15 protein-coding genes are annotated in these 17,937 nt (G+C 63.1%); 4 read left to right on the top strand and 11 right to left on the bottom strand.

The features are described 5' to 3' along the window. The first annotated feature begins 26 nt into the window (after positions 1-26). Both smpB and GHK24_RS01175 read left to right on the top strand, forming a co-directional pair. On the top strand, positions 27-473 hold the full coding sequence (gene smpB / locus GHK24_RS01170; protein ID WP_153467704.1) for an SsrA-binding protein SmpB: 447 nt from the start codon (positions 27-29) through the stop codon (positions 471-473). Continuing rightward, positions 473-1,087, top strand: a complete 615-nt coding sequence (locus tag GHK24_RS01175; RefSeq protein ID WP_153467707.1) for a trimeric intracellular cation channel family protein — start codon at positions 473-475, stop codon at positions 1,085-1,087. Before smpB ends, GHK24_RS01175 begins: the two co-directional genes overlap by 1 nt. Before the next feature lie 70 nt (positions 1,088-1,157). Here the strand turns inward: GHK24_RS01175 and ppsA are convergent, their stop codons facing one another. After that, the gene (gene ppsA, locus GHK24_RS01180) at positions 1,158-3,530 is read right to left on the bottom strand and encodes a phosphoenolpyruvate synthase (protein ID WP_153467710.1); all 2,373 of its coding nucleotides are present in this window, start codon (positions 3,528-3,530) and stop codon (positions 1,158-1,160) included. Between the two features lie 339 nt (positions 3,531-3,869). Between ppsA and ppc the strand changes: the two genes are divergently transcribed. Continuing rightward, positions 3,870-6,695, top strand: coding sequence for a phosphoenolpyruvate carboxylase (ppc, locus tag GHK24_RS01185; RefSeq protein WP_153467713.1), 2,826 nt, complete (start codon positions 3,870-3,872; stop codon positions 6,693-6,695). 99 nt (positions 6,696-6,794) lie between these two features. Continuing rightward, a complete protein-coding gene (gene ppsR, locus GHK24_RS01190; RefSeq protein WP_153467716.1) occupies positions 6,795-7,628 on the top strand; it encodes a posphoenolpyruvate synthetase regulatory kinase/phosphorylase PpsR in 834 nt (277 codons plus the stop codon). A 42-nt stretch (positions 7,629-7,670) separates the two neighbouring features. On the opposite strand, the gene GHK24_RS01195 is transcribed toward ppsR, so the two are convergent. From GHK24_RS01195 to ispC, 10 genes are read right to left on the bottom strand one after another with little or no spacing between them, the layout of a single operon-like run. Further along, the gene (locus GHK24_RS01195; RefSeq protein ID WP_153467718.1) at positions 7,671-8,462 is read right to left on the bottom strand and encodes a TrmH family RNA methyltransferase; all 792 of its coding nucleotides are present in this window, start codon (positions 8,460-8,462) and stop codon (positions 7,671-7,673) included. 7 nt (positions 8,463-8,469) lie between these two features. Next, positions 8,470-9,054 (bottom strand): ribonuclease HII, encoded by a 585-nt coding sequence (gene rnhB, locus GHK24_RS01200; protein ID WP_153467722.1) that lies wholly within the window; start codon positions 9,052-9,054, stop codon positions 8,470-8,472. After that, positions 9,035-10,216 (bottom strand): lipid-A-disaccharide synthase, encoded by a 1,182-nt coding sequence (gene lpxB, locus GHK24_RS01205; RefSeq protein WP_153467725.1) that lies wholly within the window; start codon positions 10,214-10,216, stop codon positions 9,035-9,037. Before lpxB ends, rnhB begins: the two co-directional genes overlap by 20 nt. Then, complete coding sequence (lpxA, locus tag GHK24_RS01210; RefSeq protein WP_167680640.1) at positions 10,213-10,989, bottom strand: acyl-ACP--UDP-N-acetylglucosamine O-acyltransferase; 777 nt, start codon at positions 10,987-10,989, stop codon at positions 10,213-10,215. The genes lpxB and lpxA overlap by 4 nt, the downstream gene beginning before the upstream one ends. Before the next feature lie 10 nt (positions 10,990-10,999). Beyond that, a complete protein-coding gene (gene fabZ, locus GHK24_RS01215; protein WP_153468796.1) occupies positions 11,000-11,437 on the bottom strand; it encodes a 3-hydroxyacyl-ACP dehydratase FabZ in 438 nt (145 codons plus the stop codon). A 33-nt stretch (positions 11,438-11,470) separates the two neighbouring features. After that, on the bottom strand, positions 11,471-12,544 hold the full coding sequence (gene lpxD, locus GHK24_RS01220) for a UDP-3-O-(3-hydroxymyristoyl)glucosamine N-acyltransferase (RefSeq protein ID WP_340666068.1): 1,074 nt from the start codon (positions 12,542-12,544) through the stop codon (positions 11,471-11,473). Between the two features lie 11 nt (positions 12,545-12,555). Next, positions 12,556-13,074, bottom strand: coding sequence for an OmpH/Skp family outer membrane protein (locus GHK24_RS01225; RefSeq protein WP_153467729.1), 519 nt, complete (start codon positions 13,072-13,074; stop codon positions 12,556-12,558). 14 nt (positions 13,075-13,088) lie between these two features. Further along, positions 13,089-15,380 (bottom strand): outer membrane protein assembly factor BamA, encoded by a 2,292-nt coding sequence (gene bamA / locus GHK24_RS01230; protein ID WP_153467732.1) that lies wholly within the window; start codon positions 15,378-15,380, stop codon positions 13,089-13,091. A gap of 3 nt (positions 15,381-15,383) precedes the next feature. Then, entirely contained in the window at positions 15,384-16,751 is a 1,368-nt protein-coding gene (rseP, locus tag GHK24_RS01235; protein ID WP_340666069.1) for an RIP metalloprotease RseP, read from the bottom strand. Next, the gene (ispC, locus tag GHK24_RS01240; RefSeq protein ID WP_153467735.1) at positions 16,748-17,932 is read right to left on the bottom strand and encodes a 1-deoxy-D-xylulose-5-phosphate reductoisomerase; all 1,185 of its coding nucleotides are present in this window, start codon (positions 17,930-17,932) and stop codon (positions 16,748-16,750) included. Before ispC ends, rseP begins: the two co-directional genes overlap by 4 nt. Positions 17,933-17,937 lie beyond the last annotated feature (5 nt).

A 17,937-nucleotide genomic window follows, 5' to 3' on the forward strand; every position in this document is an offset into this window, starting at 1 on the left:
AAAAGCCCCGCGAAGGTCCGCCCCCGATGAGCATCATCGCCAACAAGAAAGCCTTCCACGACTACTTCATCGAAGAGAGGTTCGAGGCCGGTCTCGTCCTCGCCGGATGGGAAGTGAAGGCCATCCGTGCCGGTCGGGCCAACATCAAGGAATCCTACGTCGTCATCCGCGATGGCGAGATGTTCATCTTCGGCATGCACATCGCCGCACTGACGACGGCCTCGACGCACGTCTCCCCCGACCCGATCCGCACGCGCAAGCTGCTGCTGCACGCCAAGGAAATCGACAAGCTGATCGGCAAGGTCGAGCGCGCTGGCTATACGCTGCTGCCAATCGACCTGCATTTCACGCGTGGCCGCATCAAGGCCGAGATCGGTCTGGCGCGCGGCAAGAAGCTGCACGACAAGCGCGATGCCGAGAAGGATCGCGACTGGCAACGCGAAAAACAGCGCCTGATGCGCATCAAGGCCTGATGGAGGCACTGCTCTACTGGGCCGGCATCGCCGCGGTGGCCGTCAATGCCATCACCGGCGTACTGGAATCGGAACGCAAGCGGATGGATCTCGTCGGCGCTGTCACCGTCGCCACGGCGACGGCCATCGGCGGCGGCACCTTGCGCGATGTCATCCTCAACCGCGAGGTCTTCTGGGTTGCCGATCAGACCTATCTGGCGACGGCGATTGGCATCGCCATCCTGACTTTCTTTTGGGCGCGGCGGCGCAAGATCTCGCCGGAACAGTTCCTCTACCCCGACGCCATCGGCTTGGCTCTGTTTTCGGTCGTCGGCGCGCAGGCGGCGCTGCTGTGGCACGCGCCCTGGCTCGTCGCCAGCATCATGGGCGTGATTACCGGCGTGTTCGGTGGCGTCTTGCGCGACGTATTCTGCAATCAGGTGCCGCTGATTTTCCTGCCGGGCGAGCTTTACGCCAGCGTGGCTTGGGTTGGCGCGCTTACGCTGATCGGCTTGCAGGCGATTGGAGTGGATGGCACGACAGCCGCCTGGATCGCCATGGCGGTCATTCTCGTCCTGCGCGCAGCGGCGATTCACTTTCGTATCCGCCTGCCGACCTTCCACGAGCCGTCGTAACAGGACTCAGGGCGCGCTCGCCACACGCGGCGACTCATAAAGAAAGGGCGCCTTGCGGCGCCCTTTGTCTTTACGCGGAGTGTGCTGCCAGTCGTATCCAGGTATCGACGACGGTATCCGGATTCAGGGAAATGCTGCTGATCCCCTGATCCATCAGCCATTCCGCCAGATCGGGGTGATCCGACGGGCCTTGGCCGCAAATCCCGATGTACTTGCCCTGCCGGTTGCAGGCGGAAATCGCCATCGCCAGCAAGGTCTTCACCGCCGGGTCGCGCTCGTCGAACAGAGAGGCGACGAGGCCAGAGTCGCGGTCCAGACCGAGGGTCAGCTGCGTCAGGTCGTTCGAGCCGATGGAGAAGCCGTCGAAGTGCTCAAGGAACTGGTCGGCAAGCAGCGCGTTGGAAGGAATCTCGCACATCATGATCAGCTTGAGATCGTTTTCACCGCGCTTCAGACCGTGTTCGGCGAGCAGCTTGCCAACGGCCGCCGCCTCGTCGACGGTACGCACGAACGGCACCATCAGCTGGACGTTGGTGAAGCCCATTTCCTCGCGCACCTTCTTCATCGCCAGACATTCCAGCTCGAAGCAGTCGCGGAAGCTCGTGGCGATGTAGCGCGAGGCGCCACGGAAGCCGAGCATGGGGTTTTCTTCTTCCGGCTCGTAGACGTCGCCGCCGAGCAACTTGCGGTATTCATTCGACTTGAAGTCGGAAAGACGGACGATCACCGGCTTCGGCCAGAAGGCAGCGGCAATGGTCGACACCCCTTCCGTCAGCTTCTCTATGAAGAAGGTGCGCGCATCGGCGTAGCCACGTGCGCGACGCTCGATTTCCTCGCGGCGCGAGGCCGGCAGGCGGTTGATGTCGAGAATCGCCTTCGGGTGGATGCCGATGACGTTGTTGATGATGAATTCGAGACGGGCGAGACCGACGCCCGCGTTCGGCAGCTGCGAAAACTCGAAGGCGAGTTCCGGATTGCCAACGTTCATCATGATCTTGACCGGCACATCGGGCATGGCCGACAGGTCGCGCGAGATCACCTCGAAGTCGAGGCGGCCGCGATAGACGTGGCCGGTATCGCCTTCGGCGCAGGAGACGGTCACGAGATCGCCCTCGGCCAGGGTCGCCGTCGCGTCACCACAGCCGACGATGGCGGGAATTCCCAGTTCGCGGGCGATGATCGCCGCGTGACACGTACGGCCACCGCGGTTGGTGACGATCGCCGAGGCGCGCTTCATCACCGGCTCCCAGTTCGGGTCGGTCATGTCGGCGACGAGCACATCACCGGGCTGAACCTTGTCCATCTCACGCGGATCGTGCACGACGCGGACTTGCCCGACACCGATCTTCTGGCCGATGGCACGCCCGGAAGAGAGCACCTTCGAGTAGCTGTTGAGGCGGAATTTCTGCAGGCGGCCGTGGCCTTCGCGCGACTTCACCGTTTCGGGACGCGCTTGCAGGACGTAGATGCGGCCATCGCGACCGTCCTTGCCCCACTCGATATCCATCGGACGGTCGTAGTGCTTCTCGATGATCACAGCGTAGCGGGCCAACTCTTCGACTTCAGCGTCGCTGATCGAGAAACGGTGACGATCCGCTTCCGGAACATCAATGGTCTGCGTCGAACGTCCGGCCACCTTCTCCGGCGTGAATACCATCTGGATCAACTTGGAACCCAGGTTGCGACGGATGACGGCATGCTTGCCGGCCGCCAGCATCGGCTTGTGAACGTAAAACTCGTCGGGATTGACAGCCCCCTGGACGATCGTTTCGCCAAGACCATACGAGGACGTGATGAACACCGCGTCGCGGAATCCAGACTCGGTATCGAGGGTAAACATGACGCCGGCGGCGCCGGTATCGGAGCGCACCATGCGCTGCACACCCGCCGACAGGGCGACGTCGGCATGCGCGAAGCCTTTGTGCACGCGGTAGGCGATGGCGCGGTCGTTATACAGCGAGGCAAACACCTCCTTCATCGCATGCAGGATGTTGCCGAGACCTTCGATATTGAGGAAGGTCTCTTGCTGGCCGGCGAACGAGGCGTCCGGCAAATCTTCCGCCGTCGCCGAGGAGCGGACGGCAAAGGTGACACCTTCGCCGGAATCGGCGACCAGCGCGTCGTAGTGTTCGCGAATCGCCGCATCCAGCGCGGGCGGGAACGGCGTATCGACGATCCACTGACGAATTTTCGCTCCACAGTCGAGCAGCGCATTGACGTTGTCGACGTCGAGACTCGCCAGCGCCGCTTCGATACGCGTCGCCAGGCCTTCGTGCGCCAGAAAATCGCGGTAAGCCTGCGCCGTCGTCGCGAAGCCGCCCGGCACACGCACGCCCGAATGGGCCAACTGGCTAATCATTTCGCCCAGCGAAGCGTTCTTGCCACCGACTCGATCAACATCGCTCATGCGCAACTGATCGAAGCTAATCACATACTCGTTCATCGCCACCGTCTTTCGCCCTTGATGAGTGTTGGATGCGGAAAAAATGCCGCCGAAAACGACCGGCCGCAAAAAAAGCGCAACCTTAACATTTTTCGCCGTGCTTTTCCCCTCCGCCATGCAGGCAGAGGAGCCTACGCCGCAGCGCAGCAAAATGACATTCGAAACACGGCGCGCTTTGCCTGCAGAGCGCCGAAAGCAGCCGATGCGACGCTGGCACAAGGGCCAGAGCATCCGGAGAACACTCCATTCAGGAGGGCGCCAAGCCACCGCTGCTTGCCCGCCGCCCGCATGAATCGGTGATAATCCATGCGTTACCCGACTGCTGCGAGTGCACGAACCATGTCCCTGCCGCCTCATTCCGCCAGCCCCGCCGACGCCGCGCCGGCCGCCGACAAGGATTTGCCTCTGCGCGAGGATATTCGCCTGCTCGGGCGACTCCTCGGTGACACGGTGCGCGAACAGGAGGGCGACGACGCCTTCCGCATCGTCGAGGAAGTCCGTCAGACCTCGGTGCGCTTCGCGCGCAGCGTCGGTAGCGGCGAACGCTCGACCGGTGACGAACTCGCGCCACTGCTCAACGGATTGCCACGCGAGACGATGCTGGCGGTCGTCCGCGCTTTCAGCTACTTCCTGCATCTGGCCAACATCGCTGAAGACCTGCATCACATCCGCCGCCGCCGCGCCCATACGCTGATGGGATCGGCACCGCGCGACGGCAGCATCGAGCGCGCCCTCGACCGGATAGCCGAAGCCGGCGTCTCGCTGCCACGGCTGCATGACTTTTTCGCCAGCGCCCTCCTCTCGCCGGTGCTGACCGCGCACCCGACGGAGGTCAGTCGCAAGAGCATCCTGCAATCGCAGCATGAAATCGCCCGCCTGCTCGACCGCCGCGAACGGATCGAGCTGACCGCCGAAGAGCACGAAGAGAGCGATCTCGCCCTGCGCCGCGCCATCCTGACCTTGTGGCGCACACGCATGCTGCGTCCGGACCGCCTGGCCGTCGTCGACGAAATCAACAACGGCATCAGCTACTACGACGACACCTTTTTCGCCGAACTGCCCCGCCTCTACGGGCATCTGGAAGACCTGCTGCGCCGCCGCTTTCCCGACGAAAACTGGCGCTTGCCGCCGTTTTTCCGCGTCGGCAGCTGGATCGGCGGCGACCGCGACGGCAATCCCTTCGTCACCGCCGATATCCTGCGTACCGCGCTGCGCCTGCAATCGTCGGCTGTTCTCGACTTTTACCTGCGCGAAACGCACGCCCTGGGCGCTGAACTTCCCCTCTCGCAACTGCTCGCCCCGGTGACGGCAGAACTCGCCGAACTGGCCGCCCGTTCGCCCGACCATTCCCCCCACCGCGCCGACGAGCCCTACCGCCGCGCCCTGACCGGCATTTACGCACGACTGGCGGCAACGGCTCGCTCGCTCGACCAGCATGCCAGCGCACGCGCCGCCGTCGGCGAGGCAGCTCCCTACGCGAACGCCTGCGACTTTGCCCGCGATCTCGACGTTCTTGACCACTCGCTGCACGTCCAGGGCGCCGCTCTACTGGCAAACGGTCGTCTGCGCCGACTGCGCCGCGCGGCGCAGGTTTTCGGCTTTCATCTGGCGCCGCTCGACCTGCGCCAGAACTCCGACGTTCACGAACGCTGCGTTGCCGAACTGCTGGCACGCGCCGGTCGCCTGCCCGAGCGCGACGCCTATTCGGCGCTGCGCGAAGACGAACGTATCGCCCTGCTCATCGACGAAATCACCTGCCGGCGCCCGCTGTATTCGCCCCAACTCGAGGACGCCGTGCTCTCCGCCGAGACGGCGGGCGAACTGGCGATTTTCTTCGCCGCCCGCGATTTGCGTGAGCGTTACGGGGTCGCCGCCCTGCCCAACGCCATCATCTCCAAGACCGACGGCGCCTCCGATCTTCTCGAACTTGCCCTGCTGCTGAAGGAATCGGGGCTGTTGCAGGCCGGCGAGGCGCCGACTCTGGCGATGAACATCATCCCGCTCTTCGAAACCATCGACGACCTGCGCCGCGCCGCCAGCGTCATGGACCGGCTCTTTGCGCTGCCCGCCTATCGCGCCCTGATCGCCTCGCGCGGTGACGAACAGGAAGTCATGCTCGGCTATTCGGACAGTAACAAGGACGGCGGCTTCCTGACGTCGGGCTGGGAACTCTACAAGGCCGAAGTCGAACTGGCCGAGACCTTCGCCCGCCACGGCGTTCGCCTGCGCCTCTTTCATGGCCGCGGCGGCTCGGTCGGTCGCGGCGGCGGCCCCAGCTACGAAGCGATCCTCGCGCAACCGGATGGTGCGGTGTCGGGGCAGATCCGCATTACCGAGCAGGGCGAAGTCATCGCCTCGAAATACGCGACGCCCGAAGTGGGACGGCGCAATCTCGAGATTCTCGCCGCCGCGACACTCGAAGCCACGCTGCTCGAACGCGAGCGCGAAACCGAGCCAGCGGCCTTCCGCGGCGTCATGGAAAGCCTCTCGCAGCACGCCTTCCGCGCCTACCGCGACCTCGTGTACGAAACGCCGGACTTTGATCGCTATTTCCGCGAATCGACTCCTCTCTCGGAAATCTCCGAGCTGAATATCGGCAGCCGCCCGGCCTCGCGCAAGCCATCGAGCCGCATCGAAGATTTGCGTGCGATTCCCTGGGTATTCAGCTGGGCGCAATGCCGCCTGATGCTGCCCGGCTGGTATGGCTTCGGCAGCGCCGTCGAGGCCTGGCTCAAAGAAAATCCCGATGGACTCACCACCTTGCAACGCATGTACGCAGCCTGGCCGTTCTTCCGCTCGCTGCTCTCGAACATGGACATGGTGCTGGCCAAAGCCGACATCGCCATCGCCTCGCGCTATGCCGAGCTCGTCAGCGACGTGCAGTTGCGCAACACCGTGTTCGCCCGCCTGCGCGGGGAATTCGAGCGCACGCGCCGCTACCTGCTGGTGATCGAAGGGCAGGACGAATTGCTTGCCGACAATCCGCTGCTACGCCGCTCGATCCGCAACCGCTTCCCCTACATGGACCCGCTCAACCACCTGCAAATCGAGCTACTGCGTCGGCATCGCGCCAGCGACAGCCAGCAGCTGCCCGATGAGCGAGTGCGGCGCGGCATCCACCTGACGATCAACGGCATCGCCGCTGGCCTACGTAACAGCGGCTAAGCCCCGCCATCCGGCGCGCCGGTGCCAGCCCCTCCGGCGCGTGCTGCCGCCTGCCCTTCCCATTCCCCGAAGCCTCGTTTTCTGCCTGAAAGCTGCGTCATGACGAACCTCACCCCCGTCCGTACGGCCTTTTACATCTCCGACAGCACGGCCATCACCGCCGAAACCCTGGGTCACAGCCTGCTCGCCCAGTTCGAGGACGTGCCGTTCCGGCAGATTCGCATCCCTTTCGTCGACTCGCCGGAAAAAGCCCGCGAGGCGGCGCAACGCATTAATCAGGCAGCGCGCGAAGACGGCCTGCGCCCCTTGGTGTTCACGACACAGGTCGATCCGGCAGTGAATGGCATCCTGCGCGAGTCGGACGCCTTCTGCATGTCGCTCTTCGAAGTCTTCATCGCGCCGCTGGAAGCCGAGCTGGGCGTCAAATCGACGCATACCATCGGCCGCTCACACAGCCAGACCGACAGCAACACTTACCAGCACCGGCTGGAAGCGATCAATTTCGCCCTCGGACACGACGACGGCGTAACGATGAGCGGGCTGGACGAAGCGAGCGTCATCCTCGTCGGCGTGTCGCGCTGCGGCAAGACGCCAACCAGCCTGTATCTGGCGATGCAGTTTGGCGTCAAAGCCGCCAACTACCCGCTGATCCCCGAGGATTTCGAGCGAGGCCGCCTGCCCGAAGGCCTTGAACGCTACCGGGATCGACTGTTTGGGCTCACCATCGAGCCGGTGCGGCTGCACCAGATTCGCAGCGAACGCCGCCCCAATAGCCGTTACGCCGCACTTGAGAACTGCCGTCAGGAAGTGGCCGACGCCGAACGGCTGATGCGCCGGGAAAACATTCGCTGGCTCGATTCCACCAGCAAATCCATCGAGGAAATCTCGACGACGATCATGCAGGAAATCGACATCCACCGGCACCCGTTCTGAAGCACGGCGTAGGCCAGAGAAAGAACGCTAGAGGAAAAGCCGCTAACGCGGCGCGCGTTGCCGCACGGTTTCGAAGAGACAGATCGCTGCGGCCGCCGCCGCGTTGAGCGACTCGCCGCCGCCGGGCATCGGGATCGTCAGATGCACGCGGGCGGCCGCCGCCGTCGTCTCGCGCACGCCACCACCTTCACTGCCAAAGACCCAGGCAACCGGTCCGCGCAGATCCGTGGCAAAGAGCGAATCGGCCACCGCCGGCGCCGTCACGGCGGAAAGTCCACGATACGCGCCGAGAAAGCCGACCAGATCGCTGCCTTCAAAGAGGTCGAGCGAAAAATGCGCGCCCATCGCCGCCCGCACGGTTTTCGGCGACCAGACCTGCGCGCAATCAGGCGACAGCAAGACCTGCCGAAAGCCCGCCGCTGCCGCGCTGCGCAGGATCGAGCCGACATTGCCGGGGTCTTGCACGCCGTCGAGAAGAACCGCGTCGCGTTCCTGATCGAGTCCATGTCTCGGCTGCGGCTGACGAATCAGCGCCATGATGCCGCTCGGCGTTTCCACCGCCGCCAGTTCGCCGAACAGACCATCGCTGAATTCAACGAGGTCGAAGGCAGCGCCAGCACCGGCGAGAAAGGCGGCGATCTCGCCCCGCAAGGCGCCATCACTGCTGACGATCAGGGATTCCGGACGACCACCGCGCGCCAGATACGCCTCGATGACATGCATGCCATCGAGCAGAACGAGCCCTTCGCGACGACGCTCGCGACCGCTCTGGCACAGCTTTTTCAGCGCCTTGAAACGCGGATTGTCGCGAGACGTGATCAGGCGCGTTGCCATGCGCGCGTTACCAGAGCAGGCGTTGCGCGACTGGCGCGAAACTGCGCCGATGCTCGTCACACGGGCCATGCACGCGCAGCGCGTCGAAGTGAGCGACGGTCGGATAGCCTTTGTGGCGATCGAAACCGTAGGCTGGATAGCGCCGATGCAGATCGAGCATGCCGGCATCGCGCACGGTCTTGGCGAGGATGGACGCCGCGGCAATCGGCGCCGACAAACCATCGCCACCGATCAGCGCCTCCGCCGGGCAAGGCAATTCGGGGCAGCGATTGCCGTCGATTAGCGCGCGTACCGGCGCCGGCGACAAGGCGGCGACGGCACGCTGCATCGCCAGCAAGCTTGCCTGCAGAATATTGAGGCGGTCGATTTCCTCCACGCTGGCCTCGGCCACCGCCCAGGCCAGCGCACGGCTACGGATGAGTTCGGCCAGCGCCTCGCGGCGCCGCGCGGTGAGCTTCTTGGAGTCGTTCAGCCCCTCGATGGGCTGCAGCGGATCGAGGATCACCGCCGCCGCGACAACCGGCCCGGCGAGCGGGCCGCGCCCGGCCTCGTCGACGCCGCAGACGAGCCCCTCAGGCAGAGACAGCAACATGGGAGCGGAAGGTCGACGGCAGGCAATCGATGACGGCATCGGCCGCTTTCTCGGCGGTGTTCTGCCGCAGTTGCACGTGCATGTCGTGAAACAGATCGGCAAGACGCGCGGCGTTGGCGCGGTCTTCGTAAAGATTGAGCAGTGCCTGCGACAGGTTGTCCGGCGTCGCGTCGTCCTGAATGAATTCCGGCACGACAAAGCGCCCGGCCAACACATTCGGCAGACCCACATACGGCAGGTACCCCTTCCCCTTCATCAAACGATAGGAGAACGGCGCCATGCGGTAGGTGATGACCATCGGCCGTTTGAGCAGGGCCGCTTCCAGCGTTGCCGTACCGCTGGCGACGAGGACGACGTCGGCGGCAGCCATCGCTTCATGCGCGTGGCCAAACAGCATGCGAATCGGCAGGTCGCGCGCTTCGCAGCGATAAATGGCTTCTTCGAAAAGCAGACGCGTCTCGCGCGTCGCCAAGGGCACCAGAAAGAGCGCATCCGGACGCGCGGCAAGAATCTTGCGCGCCGTCAGGATGAAGGTGTCCGCCATGAAGCGCAGTTCCGACTGGCGGCTGCCCGGCAACAGCGCGAACACCGCGCGGTCCTGCGCAATCTCGAGGACGTCGCGCGCTGCGCTACGCTCATCTTCCAGCGGCAAGGCATCGGCCAGCGGATGACCGACGTAGCTGACGGGGATGCCGCGCGCCTCGTACAAAGCCGGCTCGAACGGGAATAAGGCCAGCATGCGTGAAACGGACTCGCCGATCTTGCGGATGCGTTCGCCACGCCAGGCCCAGATCGACGGGCTGACGTAATGCACCGTCGCAATGCCGCGCCGGCGCAAGGCTTTTTCGAGCGAGAGATTGAAGTCGGGCGCGTCGACGCCGATGAAGACATCCGGCGGCGAGGCCAGCAAGCGGCGACGAAAGTCGCTGCGAATGCCGGAGATCTCGCGGTAGTTGCGCAAAGCCTCGGCGTAGCCGAGCACCGAGAGCTTTTCCAGCGGATACCAGGCGTCGAAGCCCTGCCCCAGCATCTTCGGGCCGCCGATGCCGAAGAACTCGGCATTCGGCAAGCGCACGCGCAGTGCAGCGATGAGGTGACTGGCCAGCAGGTCGCCCGATGCCTCGCCGGCGGCGATGGCAATGCGAGGAGCCGCCAGTGTCATCGGATGATGCCGCGCGTGGACGTTTGCAAAAAGTCGAGAATCAGCTGCACTTCGGGATGCGCGCCCACTTCTTCCTCGAGCTTGCTACGCGCCTCTTCGAGCCGCAGCCCGGCTTTGTACAGGGTGCGATAAGCGCGCTTGAGGGCGAGCAGGGCTTCGGGCGTGAACCCGCGCCGCTTGAGGCCCTCCGAATTGATCCCGAAGGGACTGGCCGAATTGCCGGCTGCCGTCACGTACGGCGGCACATCTTGCAGGACCACCGTGCCGACCGCCGTCATGCAGTGCGCACCGATACGACAGAACTGGTGCACGCCGGTATAGCCGCCGAGGATCGCCCAGTCGTCCACGTGCACGTGCCCGGCGAGCTGCGAGTTATTGGCAAAAATCGTCTTGTTTCCGACCTGACAGTCGTGCGCAATATGCACGTACGCCATCACCCAGTTGTCGTCGCCGATGCGGGTCACGCCGGCATCCTGCGCCGTGCCGAGGTTGAAGGTGCAGAACTCGCGGATCGTGTTGCGATCACCGATTTCGAGCCGCGTTGGTTCGCCCGCGTATTTCTTGTCCTGCGGAACCTCGCCCAGCGAACTGAACTGGAAGATGCGGTTATCGCGCCCGATGCGGGTGTGCCCCGAAATGACAACGTGCGGGCCTACGCTCGTTCCCTCGCCGATCTCGACATGCTCGCCAATGATCGAGTACGGGCCAATGCTGACGTTTTCGCCCAGCCGGGCGCCGGCGTGAACGATCGCGGTCGGATGAATCTGGCTCACGTTACCGCCCTCAGTCCACGTCGCGCTGCGCGCACATCAACTCGGCTTCAGCCACCACCTGACCGTCTACACGCGCCACGGCGCTGTATTTCCAGATGCCGCGCATGTGCCGAACGATGTCTACGTGCAAATCGATGCGGTCTCCCGCCGACACGGGCCGCTTGAAACGGGCGCCGTCGATACCGACAAAATAGAACACCGACGAGTTATCGGGCTTGATGCCCATGGTCTTGAAGGAAAGGATGCCGGCCGCCTGCGCCAGCGCCTCGAGAATCAGCACGCCCGGCATCACCGGATGATGCGGGAAGTGACCGACGAAAAACGGCTCGTTGATGGTCACGTTCTTGTACGCGTGAATACGCTCGCCCGGCACGCATTCGAGCACGCGATCCACCAGCAGGAATGGATAGCGGTGCGGCAGATGCTCGAGGATTTCCTTGATTTCCATTGAGTTCAAACTGAATTCTCCAGTGCGACCGGGCTAGGCCCCGGCCTCAGTATTCGTTTCCGCACACGTGTCGTCGGCGACACCGGCAGACATTCGTTCCAGTTGCTTCTCCAGCTCGGCAACGCGCTGCGCGAGCTTGCCCAGACGACGAATCTGCGCCGCATTGTGCAGCCATTCGTCGTGCGCTTCGAGCGGGTAAATCGACGTGTACTGACCGCCGCGTCGCAAGCTCTTGCTCACCAGCGAGCCGGCGGAGATGTGCGTGTCGTCCGCCAGTTCGAGGTGACCGAGAATCATGCCGGCACCACCGACCGTGCAGCGCTTGCCGATCGTCGTGCTGCCGGCGATTCCAACGCAGCCTGCCATCGCCGAGTGCTCACCGATCACGACGTTATGCGCCACCTGAATCTGGTTATCGAGCTTCACTCCATCACCGATCACCGTGTCATCGAGAGCCCCACGGTCAATCGAGGTATTGGCGCCGATTTCGACGTCATCGCCAATCAGCACGCGGCCGATCTGGGGGATCTTGATCCAGCGCTCGCCTTCGCGCGCGAAGCCAAAACCATCCCCACCAATGACCGCCCCCGCCTGTATGACTGCCCGGCGCCCGACGCAACAGTCATGGCAGATGACCACGTTCGGGTGCAGCAGGGAGTCAGCGCCAATCGTCACGCCATCGCCGATGACGCAGCCCGGATGAATCACGACGTTCTCGCCAATGCTCACCGCGTGGCCGATGACAACATTTTCGCCGATGCTTGCCGAAGCCGGCACCGGCGAATGCACCACCGCCGAGGCATGCACGCCCAAGGGACGCGCCGGCGGTGGGTTGAGCAAGGCCACGACGCGCGCGTAGCACGCGTAGGGATTCGGGTGAATCAGGCGAGGAAGCGAGGTATCGTCAGCGAACTGCGGCGGCAGGATCACTGCCGCCGCACGTGTCGTCAGCAACTGCTGACGGTATTTGGCACTGACAATAAAGCCGATCTGGCGGGGGCCGGCCGAAGCCAGCGCCGCCACCTGCTCGATCAGGACCGAGCCATCACCGGCTAGCGTTCCACCAAGACGCGCGACGATTTCGTCAAGACGCACAGCCGTTCGCACAAATACTCCGGTTACTTCGCGTCTTTGCTCTCGGAGAGCGCTTTGATGACTTTGTCCGTCACGTCGAGACGCGGGCTAACCCAGACGACGTCTTGCAGAATCAGATCGAACTTCTCGGCTTCGGCAATCTGCTTGATTGCACGATTGGCCTTGTCGATGATCGCGGCGTTTTCTTCGTTCTGACGCAGATTGAGATCTTCGCGGAACTCGCGCTGCTTGCGCTGGAAGTCGCGCGAAAGCTCGTTGAGTTCTTTTTCCTTGTTGCGGCGATCAGCTTCGGAAAGCGTCAGCGCGTTCTTTTCAAGATTTTCCTGCATGGACTGCAGCTGCTTGGCGACGCGTTGCAACTCCTGATCACGCTTGGAAAACTCCTGCTCGATCTTCTTCGCCGCCTTCACTGCCGCCGGCGCATCGCGGAAGATGCGCTGGGTATTGACGTAGCCGACCTTGAGCAGATCCGACGCCGAGGCATACGTGGCTGGCAACGAGACCGACAGCGCAAGCAGCAAGGTCGCAATCTTCTTGTTCAAGCTGTTTCTCCCAATTAAAAGGTCGTTCCCATCTGGAACTGGAACCGTTGAAGTTTATCACCATCCTTGGAATTCACAGGCTGGGCGATACTGAATTTGAGCGGACCAAAAGGCGACGTCCAGACTGCGGCAATCCCGGTCGAGGCACGCATGTCGCTAAGCGACATTTTCTCGGACTTATCCCAGACCTGGCCAGCATCAAAGAAAGCGCCGATACGAACAGACTTGTCGACACCGAAGCCCGGCAGAGGGAAAAGCAACTCAGCGTTGAAAATGAGCCGCTTGTTGCCGCCGAGGCGCTCGTCGGACAACACGCCATTGACCGAATCACGCTGACCGAGGCTAGCCGTATCGTAGCCGCGCACCGAGCCGACACCACCGGCGTAGAAACGCTTGTAGAACGGTAGCGCCTGATTGCCATAGCCGTCGGCATAGCCCGCTTCACCGTTGAGCATCAAGGTCAGACTCTTGCTGACCGGGAAATACTGCTGCGCCTGGTAGGTGGCACGATAGTAGCGCAGCGAGCCCCCCGGAACGGCAACCTCAAGCCCGGCACGCTGAATCCCGCCACGCGTCGGGTAGATGGCGCTGTCTTTGGTGTCAGCGCCCCAACCAATCGTCGCCGGAATACTGACGTTAGTGCTGCCGAACTGATTGACGAAATCGATGTAGCGCTTTGGACTGAGCGTCTGATCAACCGTCACCGTCGTGCTATCGATACCCAAGCCAAAGGACAGGGACTCTTTCTCGGCGATCGGGTAACCGAAGCGGATACCGCCACCAGTCGACTTCGTCTGGTAGGTGTAGGAGAGCGAGGTCGGATTGAGTGTGCGGTGATAGACATCGAAGCCTTGACTGATGCCGTCAACCGTGAAGTACGGGTCGGTGTAGGAGAAGGCGATCGTGCGATTGAGTTTGCCGGTATTCAACTGCAGCGACGCAAATTTGCCGCTACCGAACAGGTTGGCCTGCGAAATCCCACCTGAGAGGATCACCCCTTCCGAGCTCGAGAAACCAGCGCCCAGCGAGATGTTGCCCGTCGATTTCTCCGTCACTTTGACGTTCACATCGACCTGATCGGTCGTTCCTGGAACCGGTGGGGTCTCGACATTGACCTCACTAAAGTAGTTGGTCTTATCGATCCGTTGCTTCGACAGGGCGACGCGGTCGGCATCGTACCAGGCGCCTTCCATCTGGCGCATTTCCTGACGAACGACCTGATCGCGCGACTTGCTGTTGCCGAGCACGTTGATGCGCCGCACGTAGACGCGACGCCCCGGATCGATAAAGACGGTGAAAGCGACCTGACGCTTCTCCTTGTCGACCTCAGGCGCGGCATTGACGTTGGCAAATGCGTAGCCGAGCGCGCCGAGGCGGTCGGTAATCGCCTTGGTGCTCTCATTGAGCTTTTCACGCGAGAAGACGTCGCCGGGCTTCACTTGCATGGCCTTGCGCAGGTCTTCTTCGGGCAGCAACAGGTCGCCCGCCAGTTTCACCGAGGAGACGACGTAACGCTCGCCTTCATTGAGGCCGACCGTGATGTAAATGTCTTTTTTGTCCGGGCTGATCGAGACCTGCGTCGACTCGATGTTGAACTCGAGGTAGCCACGGTTCAGATAGTAGGAGCGCAGCGACTCCAGGTCGGCAGACAGCTTCTGCTTCGAGTACTGATCGTTCTTGGTGTACCAGCTGATCCAGTTGGGCGTCTGCAACTGAAAGACTTCCAGCAGGTCTTTCTCGCGGAAAGCCTTGGCGCCGACGATGTTGATTTCCTTGATCTTGGCGGCTTCGCCTTCATCGATGGTGAAGTTGACCGCCACACGATTACGCTCCAGCGGCGTCACCGTCGTCGTGATCGCGACGCTGTACTTGCCGCGCGACAGATACTGCCGCTTCAACTCCTGCTCCGCCTTGTCGAGCATGGCGCGGTCGAAGGTGCGCGATTCGGCGATACCGACGTCTTTCAAGCCTTTTTTCAGCTGATCCTTGTCAAATTCCTTGAGGCCAACAAAGTCGATCTGGGCGATGGCGGGACGCTCTTCAAGGGCGACGATGAGAACATCGCCTTCCACCTCGATCCGCACATCCTTGAAAAATCCAGTCGCGAAGAGCGCCTTGATCGCCTGCCCCGCTTTTTCGTCGGTCATCGTCTCGCCGACTTTTACCGGCAGGTAGCTGAAAACCGTCCCAGCCTCCGTGCGCTGAATGCCTTCAACGCGAATGTCCTTGACGGTGAATGCCTCAAAGGCAGAAGCGCCCGAAGCAAAGACAGCAGCAATCAGACCTGCAAGCAGGTTTTTCTTCATAGGTCAGCCGGAAAACAGTCGAGAGAAATCGTTGTAGAGGGCGAAAGCCATAAGCATCAAAAGCAGGGCCATTCCTGCACGCTGGCCGCTTTCCATGGCGCGCTCGGAGAGCGGCGCCCGCCTGATGATTTCCGCAAGATAATACAACAAATGCCCACCGTCCAATATTGGCACGGGCAGCAGATTCAGGACGCCAAGGCTCAAACTGACGAGCGCCAAAAAGCGCAGATAGTAGTCTGCTCCCATTGCCGCCGACTGTCCGGCGTAGCTCGCAATGCTCACCGGGCCGCTCAGATTGCGCCAGGAAACATCGCCGGTCAGCATGCGCCCCATCATCTGCAGACTGAATACCGACTTCTCCCAAGTCTCACTCAGCGCCCGCGACAAGGCCCGCACGGGCGAGTAGCGCACGGTCGTCGTCCATGCCTCGCCGGAAGCGTCATCGGCCCGCACGGTGATACCGATACGCCCCACAGTGCCGTCGCCGCGCCGCTCGCTGGCGATCGCAATCCGCATCTCGACGGTCTGCCCGGCTCGCTCGACCTTTGCGAGCAGCACCTGTCCCGGCGAGGCGCGCACGGTCTGAACGACCTCCATCCAGTCGTCTACGTCACGGCCATTGATGGAAAGGAAGCGGTCGCCCACCTCGACGCCAGCCGCGGCGGCCGTGCTCTCGGGACCCACCTGCGCCACCACCGGCAAAACATGCGGACGCCCCGGCACCAAACCCAGGCGCGCCAGCGCATCGCCCTCCCATCCGGCGGCCCGCACAGCCGCAAGATCGAGTCGCCGCAAGGTGATATGCGATTGGCCGTCGATGACTTCGAGATCGAGCACAGGCTGTTCGAGGGACTGCTGCAACAAGGCCCAACTGGCTTCCTGCCAGGTGTCGACCGGCGTATCGCCGACGCGCAGCACGCGCTCCCCGGCCACAACGCCCGCCTCGGCGGCGGCCGTCGCGGCGGGTGGAGCGCCAAGCCAAGCCCGAGGCTCTTCGACTCCGTAAATGAAGAGCCCCCAATAGAGCACAATGGCCAGCAAAAAATTGGCAAGCGGGCCGGCAATGACGATCGCGATGCGCCGCCACGGCGACTGCCGGTTGAATGCCCGCGCCAGTTCGGTAGGGGCGACATCGCCCTCGCGCTCGTCGAGCATGCGCACGAATCCACCGAGGGGGATGGCCGAGATCATCCACTCTGTCTGGTCGCGCCCAAAACGACGGGACCACACGCGCGGGCCGAAGCCCAAGGAGAATCCCAGAACCTTGACACCACAGGCACGCGCCACGAAATAGTGACCCAGCTCGTGCACCAGCACGAGCACGCCCAGCGCCAGCGCAAAGGCTAGCAGCGTGTGCAGGAGGGAATTCACGCCACGGCAGCCGACGCCAGCAGTTCGTGGGCGGCCGCACGGGCAACGCGGTCGGCCTCGAGCACCGTTTCCAGCGTCGTGACGTCAACGACCGGAACGGCATCAAGGACACGCGCGATCACATCGGCAATCGCCGTGAAACCAATGCGCCCGTTGAGGAATGCATCGACCGCGACCTCGTTGGCGGCATTGAGCGTCGCCGGCGCGCTCCCCCCCGCCTGCAAGGCGCGATACGCCAGGGCAAGACACGGGAAGCGAGCAAAATCCGGCTGCTCGAAATCAAGGCGGGCGATGGCAAAGAGATCGAGCGGCGCGACACCCGCCTCGATGCGCTCGGGATAGGCCAGCGCGTGAGCGATCGGCGTGCGCATGTCGGGATTGCCGAGTTCGCCAACGACCGAGCCGTCGACGTACTGCACGAGCGAGTGGATCACGCTCTGCGGGTGGATGACCACCTGAATCTTGTCGGCCGGAACATTGAACAACCAACGCGCCTCGATCATTTCGAGGCCCTTGTTCATCATCGTTGCCGAATCGACGGAAATCTTGCGCCCCATCGACCAGTTCGGATGCGCACACGCCTGATCCGGCGTCACTGCCGCCAGATCCGCCACCGGCGTACGGCGGAACGGCCCGCCGGAGGCAGTGAGCAGCAGTTTGCTGACGCCACTCGCTGCCATATCACCGGAGTAGCCGCGTGGCAGCGACTGAAAGATCGCGTTGTGTTCCGAATCGATCGGCAGCAGCACCGCACCGCTTTCGCGCACTTCGCGGATAAAGACGGCGCCGGCCATGACCAGCGCCTCCTTGTTGGCCAGGAGCACCTTCTTGCCGGCACGCACCGCCGCCAGCGTCGGCTCAAGGCCGGCGGCTCCGACGATGGCGGCCATGACGGCATCCACCTCCGGCAAGCGGCTGACCCGCGACAGTGCCGCCGGCCCGCTTTCGACTTCGGTTGCACAGTCCGCAGCAGTGAGGCGCGTGCGCAGTTGCGCCGCCAGCTCGTCACTGCCCACCACCGCGAAGCGCGGCCTGAACTCCAGACATTGCTCGAACAGCCGATCAATCTGGCGATGCGCACACAAGGCCAGCACGCGGTAGCGCTCGGGGTGACGACGAACAACATCCAGCGTACTGACGCCAATAGAGCCGGTAGAGCCAAGAATAGTGAGGTTCTGCATCGAAG

It is taken from the genome of Rhodocyclus gracilis, from assembly GCF_009617575.1.
In the GTDB taxonomy this organism is placed as follows: domain Bacteria; phylum Pseudomonadota; class Gammaproteobacteria; order Burkholderiales; family Rhodocyclaceae; genus Rhodocyclus; species Rhodocyclus gracilis.

Bases quoted from the DNA above. Each gene is read 5' to 3' on its own strand.
- smpB (WP_153467704.1), top strand. From the start codon at position 27: ATGAGCATCATCGCCAACAAGAAAGCCTTCCACGACTACTTCATCGAA.
- GHK24_RS01175 (WP_153467707.1), top strand. From the start codon at position 473: ATGGAGGCACTGCTCTACTGGGCCGGCATCGCCGCGGTGGCCGTCAAT.
- ppsA (WP_153467710.1), bottom strand. From the start codon at position 3,530: ATGAACGAGTATGTGATTAGCTTCGATCAGTTGCGCATGAGCGATGTT.
- ppc (WP_153467713.1), top strand. From the start codon at position 3,870: ATGTCCCTGCCGCCTCATTCCGCCAGCCCCGCCGACGCCGCGCCGGCC.
- ppsR (WP_153467716.1), top strand. From the start codon at position 6,795: ATGACGAACCTCACCCCCGTCCGTACGGCCTTTTACATCTCCGACAGC.
- GHK24_RS01195 (WP_153467718.1), bottom strand. From the start codon at position 8,462: ATGGCAACGCGCCTGATCACGTCTCGCGACAATCCGCGTTTCAAGGCG.
- rnhB (WP_153467722.1), bottom strand. From the start codon at position 9,054: ATGTTGCTGTCTCTGCCTGAGGGGCTCGTCTGCGGCGTCGACGAGGCC.
- lpxB (WP_153467725.1), bottom strand. From the start codon at position 10,216: ATGACACTGGCGGCTCCTCGCATTGCCATCGCCGCCGGCGAGGCATCG.
- fabZ (WP_153468796.1), bottom strand. From the start codon at position 11,437: ATGGAAATCAAGGAAATCCTCGAGCATCTGCCGCACCGCTATCCATTC.
- bamA (WP_153467732.1), bottom strand. From the start codon at position 15,380: ATGAAGAAAAACCTGCTTGCAGGTCTGATTGCTGCTGTCTTTGCTTCG.
- ispC (WP_153467735.1), bottom strand. From the start codon at position 17,932: ATGCAGAACCTCACTATTCTTGGCTCTACCGGCTCTATTGGCGTCAGT.